This is a genomic window from Psychrobacillus lasiicapitis, from assembly GCF_006861795.1.
Lineage (GTDB): Bacteria > Bacillota > Bacilli > Bacillales_A > Planococcaceae > Psychrobacillus > Psychrobacillus lasiicapitis.
The window spans coordinates 225612-238983 of record NZ_VDGH01000009.1 but is presented as its reverse complement, the minus strand read 5'-3'; the positions used below and the strand labels follow the sequence as shown (position 1 = coordinate 238983).

Annotated in this window: 10 protein-coding genes, 1 pseudogene and 1 riboswitch; of the genes and pseudogenes, 3 read left to right on the top strand and 8 right to left on the bottom strand. The window is 38.1% G+C overall.

Annotation, left to right across the window (positions count from 1 at the left end):
• Nucleotides 1–27: 27 nt before the first annotated feature.
• The 5 genes and pseudogenes from FG382_RS16130 to FG382_RS16110 all read right to left on the bottom strand — a co-directional run bounded on the left by FG382_RS16130 (nt 28) and on the right by FG382_RS16110 (nt 4180).
• Nucleotides 28–1389: an FAD-containing oxidoreductase gene (locus FG382_RS16130; protein ID WP_142539909.1), complete on the bottom strand. Its 1362-nt coding sequence runs from the start codon at nt 1387–1389 to the stop codon at nt 28–30.
• 92 nt (nt 1390–1481) lie between these two features.
• Nucleotides 1482–3077, bottom strand: a complete 1596-nt coding sequence (locus FG382_RS16125) for a catalase (RefSeq protein ID WP_280525891.1) — start codon at nt 3075–3077, stop codon at nt 1482–1484.
• 124 nt (nt 3078–3201) lie between these two features.
• A pseudogene (locus FG382_RS16120) lies at nt 3202–3345 on the bottom strand (M24 family metallopeptidase); the annotation flags it as partial.
• Nucleotides 3324–3452 (bottom strand): aminopeptidase P family N-terminal domain-containing protein, encoded by a 129-nt coding sequence (locus FG382_RS16115; RefSeq protein ID WP_142539907.1) that lies wholly within the window; start codon nt 3450–3452, stop codon nt 3324–3326. The gene FG382_RS16115 and the pseudogene FG382_RS16120, both read right to left, overlap by 22 nt.
• Before the next feature lie 143 nt (nt 3453–3595).
• Nucleotides 3596–4180, bottom strand: a complete 585-nt coding sequence (locus FG382_RS16110; protein ID WP_142539906.1) for a hypothetical protein — start codon at nt 4178–4180, stop codon at nt 3596–3598.
• A gap of 202 nt (nt 4181–4382) precedes the next feature.
• Between FG382_RS16110 and FG382_RS16105 the strand changes: the two genes are divergently transcribed.
• The 3 genes from FG382_RS16105 (at nt 4383) to FG382_RS16095 (ending at nt 5953) form a co-directional block, all read left to right on the top strand.
• The gene (locus FG382_RS16105; protein ID WP_093274514.1) at nt 4383–4586 is read left to right on the top strand and encodes a twin-arginine translocase TatA/TatE family subunit; all 204 of its coding nucleotides are present in this window, start codon (nt 4383–4385) and stop codon (nt 4584–4586) included.
• A gap of 273 nt (nt 4587–4859) precedes the next feature.
• Entirely contained in the window at nt 4860–5063 is a 204-nt protein-coding gene (locus FG382_RS16100; protein ID WP_142539905.1) for a twin-arginine translocase TatA/TatE family subunit, read from the top strand.
• A gap of 125 nt (nt 5064–5188) precedes the next feature.
• Entirely contained in the window at nt 5189–5953 is a 765-nt protein-coding gene (locus FG382_RS16095) for a DUF817 domain-containing protein (RefSeq protein ID WP_142539904.1), read from the top strand.
• Between the two features lie 354 nt (nt 5954–6307).
• Here the strand turns inward: FG382_RS16095 and metH are convergent, their stop codons facing one another.
• From metH to FG382_RS16080, 3 genes are all read right to left on the bottom strand, one after another.
• Nucleotides 6308–9745, bottom strand: a complete 3438-nt coding sequence (metH, locus tag FG382_RS16090; protein ID WP_142539903.1) for a methionine synthase — start codon at nt 9743–9745, stop codon at nt 6308–6310.
• Nucleotides 9726–11585: a bifunctional homocysteine S-methyltransferase/methylenetetrahydrofolate reductase gene (locus FG382_RS16085; RefSeq protein ID WP_142539902.1), complete on the bottom strand. Its 1860-nt coding sequence runs from the start codon at nt 11583–11585 to the stop codon at nt 9726–9728. Before FG382_RS16085 ends, metH begins: the two co-directional genes overlap by 20 nt.
• Before the next feature lie 78 nt (nt 11586–11663).
• Nucleotides 11664–11769: riboswitch (SAM riboswitch) on the bottom strand.
• 176 nt (nt 11770–11945) lie between these two features.
• On the bottom strand, nt 11946–13331 hold the full coding sequence (locus FG382_RS16080) for a protoporphyrinogen oxidase (RefSeq protein ID WP_142539901.1): 1386 nt from the start codon (nt 13329–13331) through the stop codon (nt 11946–11948).
• Nucleotides 13332–13372: the final 41 nt, after the last annotated feature.

Genomic DNA, 13372 nt, shown 5'->3' with positions numbered 1-13372 from the left:
ATACACCATTCTAAAGAAGACTTCTAGTTAATCGACTTTAGAAAACAAATCATTGAGTGATTCACTCATTGTTGGGTGTGTGAATATAGTATCCCGCAAAAATGTGTATGGCAATTTCGCTTCCATTGCTACCCGTACAATATTTATCATCTCACTGGATTCCGCACAAAATAACGTGCATCCTAAAACTTCTTTTGTTTTCGGATTCACCAGCGCTTTTAAATATCCTTCTGTCTGTTCTACTATACGCGCTCTAGGAATTCCAGCTGCTGGCATGGAAACAACTTGATACTCCAAGCCTTTTTCCTTTGCCATTTTTTCATTTAATCCAACATGTGATAATACAGGATCAATGAACACCGAGTATGGAACGTTCGTGCGTTCTTTTTTCGTGTAGGAGCCATCTCCGAACAATTGGTTTTTCACAATACGAAAATCATCTAGTGAAATATAAGTAAACTGAGGACCTCCATTTACATCACCAAGTGCCCATATATGATTTGCAGTAGTTTTTAAAAAGTCATCTACTACCACTGCTCCTTTATCATTTACTTCTACAGAAGTATTTTCCAAACCTAAGCCTTCTGTGTTTGGCTTTCTGCCTGTTGCAAGCAAGACTGCATGTCCACATACTTCTTCTATACTATTATTTTTATTATAAGTGACTACTACTCCACCTGATTGATCTTTTACTGATTCCACCTTGGCATTTACTTCAATGGTTATGTGCTTCTCCTCTAGTACTTTTTTTACTTCGTTCGCAATATCTTGATCTTCATTTGGTAAGAATATTTTATTTCCATCAAGTACAGTGACTTCAGAGCCAAAGTTTGCATACATCGACGCAAATTCAAGTCCTATATAGCCTCCACCTATAATGATTAGTTTTTCTGGAAGCACTTTTCGTTCCTGCAAAGTCGTTGAATCATATACGAATTCGGTATCTTTAACACCGTCAATTGGAGGAATAATTGGAGTGGCTCCTGTATTAATAAAGAAATGGTCCGCTGTTACTTCCAACTGGTCTCCCGCTGTTTTCACCTTTACTTTATCATTACTTATAAAAGTTGCTTCCCCCGTAATAACTGTAATTTTTTCTTGGTCATCTAGCATATGAAAGTTTTTATTTCGTAAGAAATCTGTTAACTCATCTTTTTGCTGAATGGCTTTTGTATAAAATTCCACTTTAGAAGTATTTACATATTTTCTTTTTTCGGCTGAATGAACAAGTGATTTCGTTGGGATACATGCAATATTAATACATGTTCCACCGTACATTTCGGGTGATTTTTCAATCACAGCAACGGTCTTACCGTTTTTAGCGAACTCAGAGGCAAGTGTTTTCCCACCTTTACCAAATCCAATAATTACCACATCAAATTTTTTCATCTTAAAACCTCCCCCCCTTCACTATTTCCTTCCAAATAACATGGTAAACATAAACCCCACGCTCTAAGACTTTAGAAAGTGGGGCGAGGTTATTAATATGGTTCTGCTTCATTGCTTTTTTGGATTGCATCATTAGGTGCTTCATCACCGTTGCGATTACCGAGTGGTTTTTGGCTAGAGTCGCCTGATTTGTCTTGTGCTAGACCTTCTCTTAAACGTCGACCATATTCTTCATCTGCTTCTTCTGCCAATGCAATCATCTTTTCTTGAATTCGTTTATCGCAGCTAGAAAGGTCATTGATAAGATTAGTAATGAGCTCATCTTTTTCCCATTGTTCAAAATTTCGATACGTTTCTCCTGCTTGTTTTGTATTACTTTGTCTATCGATGGATTGTCGCACTAAATTTCCTTTTACCATTGGCGTGTATTCTTTACCTAGTTGCTCTGCTTCCTTTAGGCCGTCTAATATAGAAGGCTCATAGTTAATATGTGGATTTTGAAAAGGTGCGCGGTCCAACTTATATTGCATCTGCCCACCACTTTGGTTAGTCGCTACTCGTTTTTTTGGTGCATTAATCGGTATCTGTAAATAGTTTGCACCTACACGATGACGTTGTGTGTCCGAATAAGAAAATGTTCGACCTTGCAACATTTTATCATCCGAGAAGTCTAGTCCGTCCACAAGTACTCCTGTACCAAATGCAACTTGCTCTACTTCCATGAAATAATCTTCTGGATTGCGATCTAATACCATTTTACCAATGGCCATCCAAGGGAATTTATCTTCCGGCCATAGTTTCGTATCGTCTAACGGATCGAAATCTAGTTCGGGATGTTCATCATCACTCATTATTTGAACAAGCAATTCCCATTCGGGAAAATCACCTTTTTCTATAGCATCATATAAATCTTGTGTCGCATGGTTAAAATTTTTCGCTTGTATTTCCTCTGCTTCTTTTTGCGTTAAGTTTCGAATGCCTTGCCTTGGCTCCCAATGGTATTTTACAAGTACTGCTTCGCCTTCGTTATTCACCCATTTATACGTATTTACTCCCGAACCTTGCATCATTCGGTAATTTGCCGGAATTCCCCATGGTGAATAGATGAAAGTAACCATATGAAATGATTCTGGCGAACTCGCACAGAAATCAAAAAATCGCTCAGAATCTTGAATATTCGTAATTGGATCTGGTTTAAATGCATGGATCATATCCGGGAATTTTATCGCATCTCTGATAAAGAAAATCTTTAAATTGTTCCCTACCAAATCCCAGTTACCATCTTCCGTATAAAACTTCACTGCAAATCCACGCGGATCACGCAACGTTTCCGGAGAATGACCGCCATGAATAACAGAAGAAAAACGAACAAAAACAGGGGTTCTTTTCCCTTTGTCCTGGAATAACTTTGCACGTGTATATTTGGAAACAGCTTCATCACCAACAGCTCCATACGCCTCAAAGTAACCATGTGCTCCTGCACCACGAGCATGTACAACTCGTTCTGGCACTCGTTCTCTGTCAAAGTGACTAATTTTCTCGATAAAATCATAGTTTTCAAGTGTGGCAGGACCACGGTTTCCAACTGTTCTCATGTTTTGATTGTTCGTTATAGGATGTCCTTGTCTATTGGTTAACGTGTCTTCGTCTTCTATATTTGTTTCAAAATCCGACTGCTCGTTTGTCACTTGTTATCCTCCTAAACATCATATAGATTCTACTTCTCCTATATACTGTCCAGTTTTTAATTAAATAAACAAAAAGGGAATAATTAAAAGCCTCCTACTACACCCTAGTAAGAAGCTTTTCTCGTTACAAAATAATTAATTGTTTATTGGATTTTGTAATGATTTCTATGCTATCTTTCCTCAACATACTATCATCCTCATTTCGAATTCCACCAAGAACAGGAATGTAAATGCCCGGTTCTACCGTCAAAACCATTCCTTCTTCAATGCGTTGCTCACATATAAATATGCTTCCTTTTTTGAAGTAAGCACTGTACCTGCACTACCGGTAAAGTCTGTTAAGTATCTTCTATTAATACCATCCGTTACTAACACCCCATATTCCTAATTCCTCAAACGATTCTCTTAGTTTTACTAGCTTCTCCATTGGTTAACCCCCTGATCTTACTTTTCAATTATTAATATGACAAAAGCAAGGAATTATTAAATAGTAGTTTTTAGTCATGATCAAGTAATCATTAAATCGGAAAAGCTAATCGTATCCAACTATTCTTTTGGACTCTCTCTTCTACTCCGCGTTTATTATAAACATATGTTTGTAATTTACCTTTATATAAAAGATTTAGGGAAGAGTGCTGTTCAAAATGATGTGGTTGCACTAAGTAAGGGGCAACCTGTAATTGCGTAGACCTGCATTCATTCATCATTGTTGCAACAAATTGGGAACAAAAGAAAGCATACTCTCTTTCAATTTTTATATTCATAGCTACTCCAAATAAACCGATTAAATTATACTTATATAATTCTTTATCCTGTTCCATAAGACGGATTTTGTTTCGCATTTGATTATATTCTTTATAGGTTACGTTACATTTATAAATCGCACATGTTGCCTGCGTGAAAAGCCCCTCTGTCGGTTCTTCCCTTATGAATCCTGCATTAAATGGGTTATGTTTATTTTTCCTACCAAAACTATACATCTCATTCAGTTCTTCATCAAAAGCGATGGATGCATGATTCATGTCTTTTCTCGTATACATTCCTATTGCTTTAGAAAACAGTGTCCCTGTATTAGTCAACACGATATAAATCGTCTTTTCCATCTTTTTCACCTCGTTCATAAGAAGCATTTTGCCCTCATCTCTGCTTTTCTAATCATCTCTTAAAAGCATCTTTTTCCAAACAGGCTCTGGGAGGAAAATTACTAAGACTTAAGACGTAGATAACTAGACAACGCCAAATAACACTTCTTTAACGAAGTATGTTATATTTGTATCGAGTCTAAAATGAAAAGGAGGAATTTCCATGCCAAATATAGGGATACCAGGTTTAATCCTCGTATTAATCATTGCTTTAGTTATCTTTGGCCCATCAAAGCTTCCTCAACTAGGTAGAGCAGTTGGACAAACATTAAAAGAATTTAAAACCTCAACACGAGATATTATAAATGATGAAGAAAAAGAGGAAGTTAAATCCGAAGCAAAAGAAATCGAGCTTGAAAAGAAATAAATCATAGGAAGAGCCAGCTATTTATAGAAAATAGCTGGCTTTTAATTTGTTTTTTTACATATGAAAATTATTGCATCAAATATTTTTGTAAAATATATTTTTGATAAGAGCATTAGGAAAATAAATACTTTTACACTATTAAACCTTTCATTCTGTATAACCATTTAAAATTATTGTTAAAAAAACTGACTATAGTTAGTTTGTAGAAGCGAAAAGTATAAAAGAATTCGAATTAGTTAATAGTAAAAATGACTGCTAAAAGGAGGTAATACCTTGCCAAATATCGGTGTACCTGGTTTAATAATCGTGCTAGCTTTAGCTTTAATCATTTTCGGGCCTTCCAAACTACCTCAATTAGGTAGAGCTGTTGGGCAAACTTTAAAAGAATTCAAAACTTCCACGAAAGAAATAATGGATGATGTTACGGATGAATTTAAATTAGAAGACAATGATGCAGAAGCTAAGAGAAAAAAATAACGGAAGGAGCCAGCTATTTTTCACCTATAGCTGGCTTTTTGATATCGATTAATAGCAACTTGTAGGAAGCCGTTTCGTCTAGACTTTATAGATAAAATATAAAGAAAGTCGAGGTTAGGCTTACGATGAGGAACTTTCTTCGTTTTGGATATTTACAAGCACTTTCTTGCATCTTTCCTGTCATTATATTTGTAGCACTTGCCTTATCAAAATTTATAGCTATTCCATTTTTACCCCGTTATGATTTCATTCTAATCATTTGTATAGCGGCACAAATATTTATGATTGTATCCAAACTTGAAACATATGACGAGTTAAAGGTCATTTGTCTATTTCATATAATCGGCTTAGCACTTGAAATATTTAAGGTACATATGGGTTCTTGGGCATATCCAGAGGAAGCTTATAGCAAGTTTTTTGGGGTACCTTTATATAGTGGATTTATGTATGCGAGTGTTGCAAGCTATATTTGTCAAAGTTGGAGACGAATGGATTTACATATGTATAACTGGCCAAAACCATTTTTTGCTGTTAGTATTAGCGCTCTTATCTACTTAAACTTTTTTACGCATCATTTTAGTTATGATGTAAGATGGGCTTTAAAAGCTTTATTGGTCATTATTTTCTTCCGAACGTTTGTAACTTTTCGGGTCCATGAAAGTATTTATAAAATGCCTATGATTCTAGCTTTTCTCTTGATTGGTTTCTTTATATGGATTGCTGAAAATATCACCACGTTTTTAGGCGCTTGGCAATATCCTAATCAGGAAACTACATGGTCGATTGTGCATATCGGAAAAATTAGCTCTTGGTTTTTACTTGTGATTATCAGCGTTATTATTGTAGCTCAGTTGAAGCGAGTGAAGAGCGACATGAAGTCTCCTCAGTGATTGAGAGTTGATTGCTATTGTGCTTGAATTAGTTGCTTTCGTGAGGTAACTAGTTGCTTTGAAGATTGAATTGGTTGCTCTTGTTCGTGAAATGGTTGCTTTCCAATACAATTTGATTGCCCTTAGACATTTTATGTAATTTCTTCATCTGGATCCTCACCTTTTCTTCAGTGATACAGATTTGGTTGCTCTGACATCGTGACTAGTTGCTTTGAAGTATGAATTGGTTGCCCTTGTCGGTGGAAGGGTTGCTTTCCAATACAATTTGATTGCGCTTAAATATTTTCAGGAATTTCCCCCACAGAAACTAAAAACACAGGCAACAGAAGTAAAATCTGCTGCCTGTGTTTTTGGTTAATCTACAACAAAGTATCTCGCATCAGGATGTGCAAATACAATGGCTGACACGGATGCTTCTGGTTCCATCATAAACTCTTCGGTTAACTCTACACCGATATCTTCTGGTTTTAATAGCCCAAATAGTTTTGCTTGGTCTTCCAAATTAGGACATGCTGGGTAGCCAAATGAGAAACGTTGTCCTTGATACTTAGCGGCGAATCGCTCGCGCATTGTAAAGTCGGTTGCGTCTGGAAAGCCCCACTGGTCTCGGATTTCTTGGTGAATTCGTTCTGCAAATCCTTCTGCTAGCTCTAGAGCAGTTGCTTGCAATGCATGACTTTCTAGAAACTTTCCTTGTTCTTTTAATTTGTTTGCTGCCGTACGTACTCCGTGACCTGCCGTAACGAGCATGAGTGCGACGTAATCCATTTCGCCGCTTTCAACTGATTTTAAATAGTCCGCAAGACACAGATAAGGTTCAACAGTTTGCCGCGGGAACGTAAATCGTTCTATTTCCGTTTTAAAGTCACTTGGATCATAGATAATGACATCATCTCCATCTGATTGTGCAGGGAAAAACTGATACAATCCAGATGGTTTCAGTAGGTCTGCTCCTAAAAACGCTGTTACCAGTTCATGTAATTCCACAGCACGCTGGTCTTTTTGTTCAAGTAATTTATCGCTATATCCCTTTAAGCCTAAATGATGGCCAATAAGTGTCCGCATATTTACATAGGGATATAGATGCGATACGGAGTATTCTTTTAATACATGTCTGCGCAAATCCTTTGGTTTGTATACTTGTACATCCTCACGCACAGTCTTCACAGGCTTCGTTAAAACTGCAACTGCTTGTTTCGAAGCTCTGTTTGCTTCTGCTACTTTTCGCTTTTCTTGTTGAATCGTTAGTTCTTCTAATAGAGTTATTTTATCTCCTTTATTTTGCAATCGATTTGCCAATTCTAGCCCTTGCATCGCATCTTTTGCATAAAGTACCGGTCCTTCATATTCTGCAGAAATCTTTGTTTCCGTGAAGCGTCGGGAAAGGGCCGCTCCTCCCACAAGCATTGGAATATCGATTCCCGCTTCTTTAAAATCCTGTGCTGTAATGACCATTTGTTGAGCTGATTTAACAAGTAGCCCGGAAAGTCCGACAATATCCGGTTTTTCTTTTCGAATCACTTCTATAAGTTCCGCTGGTGTTACCTTTATTCCTATATCCAGCACTTTATATCCATTATTGCTTAGAATAATATCGACAAGGTTTTTTCCGATGTCATGCACATCGCCTTTTACAGTGGCAAGAACGATTTTTCCTTTCCCAGAGTCATTCTCATTTTTCTCCATAAATTGCTCCAAATAAGACACGGATGCTTTCATCACACCTGCACTTTGAAGCACTTCCGCAACGATTAATTGGTTGTCATTGAAGAGTCGCCCTACTTCTGCCATTCCATCCATAAGAGGTCCATTAATGACTTCAAGAGGGGTATCGTACATGTTGAGTGCTTGTTCTAAATCCGGAATTAAGCCTTCTTTCGTTCCTTCAATAATGTAATAGGCCAGACGCTCAGGTACCGTTTTTGGAATATCTGCTTCTGTTTTTTCCTTCTTTTTATCTCGATAAAAGTCTGTGAAATCTGCAAGTGTTTTGTCTGTTGTGGTAAATAATAATTCATTAGCCATCGCAATTTCTGGTTCTGGAATAGAAGCATAACGCTCTAGCTTCTCCGTGTTCACAATTGCGTAATCGAGACCAGCTTGCGTACAATGGTATAAATACACGGCATTAAGTACTTCGCGACCAACCGGTGGAAGACCAAATGATACATTACTTACTCCAAGGGTGGTTAGTGACCTTGGCAGTTTTTCTTTTATCAAGCGGATTCCCTCAATTGTTTCCACTGCAGAACCAATATATTGTTGATCACCTGTACCTACTGGGAATACGAGTGGGTCAAATATGATATCTTCTGGCGCAAGCCCCCATTTATTCACAAGTAAATCATACGATCTCTCTGCAATTTCTAATTTACGTTCACGTGTAACGGCCATCCCTATTTCGTCGATCGTTCCAACAACGACAGATGCACCGTATTTTTTTACAAGCGGTAGAACTGCATCGAAACGTTCTTCTCCATCTTCTAAATTGATCGAGTTAATAATTGTTTTCCCTTGAGAATACTTCATAGCTTCTTCAATAACTTTTTCATCCGTAGAATCTATTACAAGCGGAACCTTTACTTTTTTCACGACTTCCTTCATAAAGTTTGTCATATCCGTTAGCTCGTCACGGTCTGGATTTGCTAGGCAAATATCTATTACATGGGCACCCCCTTTTACTTGGGCACGTGCAATTTCAGATGCTTCTTCGAATTTTTCTTCTATTATAAGTCGCTTAAACTTTCGGGATCCAATCACATTTGTTCGCTCCCCTATTAACAACGGGCGCATTGAATCATCATAAAGGAGGGGCTCGATTCCAGATACGACATGGCCATGACTAGCCTCAGATGGTTTTCTTGGGGCAATTCCCTCCACCGCTTCTCGTACTGCTCGGATATGTGCAGGTGTAGTTCCACAGCATCCACCGACTAAATTTAACCATCCTTTTTCTGCAAAGCCTTTCAATTTTTTAGACAAGGAGTCTGGTGACTCATGATAATGACCTTCCTCGTCTGGCAGTCCAGCATTTGGATAACAGCTTACATACCCGTCTGACAGCTCTGAAAGTGATCTAATGTGGTCCGTCATAAATTCAGGTCCTGTCGCACAATTCAGCCCAACGGAAAGCGGTTTTATATGTTCAATGGAAATATAGAATGCTTCAATACTTTGCCCGGCAAGGGTAGTTCCCATTGGTTCAATTGTTCCAGATATCATAATAGGAATATTTTTCCCTGTTTCTGTGAATGCTTGTTTAATCCCTATCGTTGCGGCTTTAACATTTAGCATATCTTGACTTGTTTCAAGTAAAATCAAGTCAGAGCCACCTTCCACTAATGCTTTTGCCTGCACATAAAAATCATGTGTTAGCTCATCAAACGTAATTCCACCAGTAACAGATAACGTCTTCGTTGTCGGTCCAATAGCCCCTGCTACAAATCGTGGCCATTCCAATGTCGAGAATTCTTCCGTGCATTTCTTGGCAAATTGAGCAGCACGAAAGTTAATGTCGTATGCTTGGCTACCTAAATCATATTCGTTCAATACAACCGGCGTTCCTCCAAACGTGTTCGTACAAATAATATCCGCACCAGCTTCTAAATATTCACGATGAATTTGCTCAATAACGACTGGATTGACTATATTTAAATACTCATTGCATCCGTCATACTGCTCGCCTCCGAAATCTTCCGCCGTAAGATTCGCATTTTGAATCATCGTCCCCATAGCTCCATCGATGAGGAGAATTCTCTTTTCAAGTTGTTGCTCAATTAGATGTTTGGACATAGCTGCTCTCTCTCACTTTCTTACTATCAATTTCTTGAATATGCTTAATGAGTTCCAATGACATATCATAACGGAAGAACGGGGTAATAATGTAAATACCATTGAACAATTCAGCGGCAGTATCTATTAGTTCTTTAGCTATTTGAATACCTTCCACAGTTGAACGCTCTCTATCTTCCCCACATGCACGCATTCTTTCCAGCACTTCATCGGATAATTTGATACCCGGCACTTCATTGTGTAAAAACTCCGAGTTTCGAATATTTGTTAGCGGCATAATACCGATAAAAATAGGAGTTGCTAAATGTTTTGTCGCTTCATAAATTTCTTGAATTTTTTCTTTTGTATAAACCGGCTGCGTGATGAAATAATCCGCTCCACACTCAATTTTCTTCTCCAACCTTTTTACTGCGCGGTCAAGTACTCGAACGTTCGGGTTGAAAGCCGCCGCTATAGAGAATTTCGCTTTCTTTTTAAGGGATTTTCCGGAGAATGAAATTCCTTCATTTAGTTGTTTAATCAGTTGAATCAATTCCAAACTTGAAACGTCATATACGCTTGTAGCACCAGGGAAATCTCCAATTTTTGTTGGATCTCCTGTTACTGCTAATATGTCATGAATACCAAGCGCATCTAGCCCCATTAAATGAGATTGAAGCCCAATCAGATTACGATCGCGACAAGTAATATGTGCAAGTGGTCGAATATTATTTTGTAGCTTTAACATCGATCCCATCGCCATATTACTGATGCGTGGGGAAGCAAGTGAATTATCCGCCATTGTCACTGCGTCAACACCGACATCATAGAGCTTTGTGGCACCTTCCATAAAAGTTGTCGTATCTAAATGACGCGGAGTGTCTAGTTCCACAATAATAGTCCGTTCATTTTGTGCTTTTTCATGGAGTGGTTCATTGATATTCGGCTCTGCCTCACGGATAATAATCGGCTTTTTAGGCGCTACGACTTTCGTTGTTAACGGGGATAAATGACCAATTCTTTTTTTCGCAGCTTCGATATGCCTTGGTGTCGTCCCACAGCATCCGCCGATTAATCGAACCCCCTCTTCACGAAGAAGCAGCGCTGCCCTACCGAAATAATCTGCTTCCGATTCGTATACAATACGGCCGTCTTCAATATCTAGCAAACTTGCATTAGGAAAAGCGGATAGATACGCATTTTTCGGCAGTGTAACCTCCTCTAATGCCTGTATCGTATGAAAAGGACCTAGACGACAATTGACACCAACGACATCTGCTCCTAAAGTATCCAGCTGTTGCAATGCATCGTTCAGTGATAACCCATTTTGCAATATGCCAGGCTCATGCATCGATACTTGAGCTATAATTGGCGTAGTTGTTAATTTTCGTAAATGCGTAACCGTAGCAGCTAGCTCTTCAAAATCATAATACGTTTCAAGCAATAGTCCATCCGGATTACCAGTGAGCAAGTGATTCACTTGCTCGTCGACCTTTTGAATGATTTCCTCTAAGGTTGCCTCACTTTTACGAATACCACGAATCCCCCCGATTGTCCCTAGCACAAACTGTTCACCAGGTGCGGCTGCCTGTTTGGCAATGCTAATCGCCGCTTCATTGATTTCTTTTACACGATTCTCTAGTCCATATCTTGCTAATTTAATCGCATTCGCACCATATGTGTTCGTTTGAATAATATCTGCACCAGCTTTGATATATTCTTGGTGAATTTTTTGGATAATTTCAGGTCTTTGGATGTTTAATTCTTCATTACAATATTCAATTCCATATGCATACAGGAGCGTTCCCATCGCACCATCTGCCGTCAACATATTCGTTCGTAACTTATCTAACAATCCCACTTGCACCCATCCTTCCTTAAAATAAAAAAGCCTTCTTTTTTTTAAAAGAAGGCTTCATAAGCATACAAAATGCGTCCCTTCTCATCTTTCAGACTATTAGTTGTCTGCTGGATTTAGCACCTAACCTATTCGGCAGGTTGCTGAAGCTTCACAGGGCCAGTCCCTCAGCTTCTCTTGATAAGAATTCAATATTCAGTTTTCAACAATTAGTGATATCGTACCTTTAATAAACTAAAGCGTCAAGTTAATTTTGAATTTTCTTTATTATATAAATCCAACGATTCAGTTTATATACATGTGTAAAGGTGTCCGAAAAAGTCATTTTTTAAAAGACTTTCAGGACATCCTCATCATTTGCAGCTAAAAATTATTTACAACTAATTCAGCTGTTTCTTTTCCATTTTCAATACATGCACCTATGCCAACGCCGTAATAAGAGCATCCTGCAAGTATGACATTAGGCAGCTGAGAAGACATCTTATCTCGTAAGGATTTAACCGCTTTCCCATGTTCTAAATGATAATTTGGCATTAAATCATTCCATTTAGTCACTTCTACAACACTCGGTTTCCCATTTAGCTTCAAGCTTTTCTCAATATCTTGCAAGGCAACTTGAACTAGTCCTTCTTCATTCATATGTTTCATGTCCTCAAATGCAGGATTCGTGCTTTTATAAAACATGCGAACAAGCAAATGACTATTTTTCGATGTATGCTTCCATTTACGACTTGTCCATGTACATGCATTACATTTCACATCGCTATTATACGAAACGATAAAGCCAGTACCTTCAGCAGGAAGCTGTTCGTCTGGAATGTCAAAACCGAGATAAATGCTTATAAGCGATGAGTTTTTCAGCTTATTAAAATCAGCGTCCAAAGCATCGTTTTGTAATATTCTTTGTGCAACATCGTGCGGAGTTGTTAGAATAACGTAATCTGCTTCGATTGACTCATGATTCGCAAATAAAACTTCATATCGGTCGTCCATTTTCTTCACTTTCGTTGTATGTACTCCTTTTAGAATAGTAGCGTCACTAAGCTCTTTTTCTAAGCGGTCGATCAAAGCAGAAAGACCATTTTTAAAAGAAATAAACTTTTTATTGGAAGCGGCTTGGAATTTCTCTTTATTGGCTCCTAATCCTTTCATAATGCTACCGTAATCTTCTTTATAGTCTATTAAATATGGTAATGTGGAGGCCAACGTAAGCTTATCTAGATTTCCTGAATATACACCTGATAATACTGGTGCTATTTGCTTTTCGACCAACTCTTTTCCTAAGAAATACTCAAGAAACAATCCGATTGAGCTATCTTTTGTAAAGCTTTCATTTGATAAATTAAAATCCTTTAATGCCTCTTCTTTACCCTCATCAGACACTAATGTGCTGCTTTCTAACGATTCCTCACTCATCGGTATTCCAAACACTGTATCTGCTGGAATGGCATGTAGCTCGTTATTCGTATATATATAAGATATACCTGTAGCGTTATAGACAAGCTCATCTTCCAACTGTAGATCCTCTACTAAAGGGAGTACCCCTTCATGACGTGCAACAATCGAATCTGCCCCTGTTTCCATAATGAACTCTTTTTGCTTTACCGAGTGAATTTTCCCACCTAAGTATTGATTAGACTCTACCAATACCATTTCCATATCTAACGCTTTTTCTATTTTAAGTTTTTGCAAATAATGCATCGCAGAAAGTCCTGTAATGCCTCCGCCTATCACAACTACTTTTTTCAACATGCTCACTCCTCGTCTTAAATACGGTGTCACTCACTTCC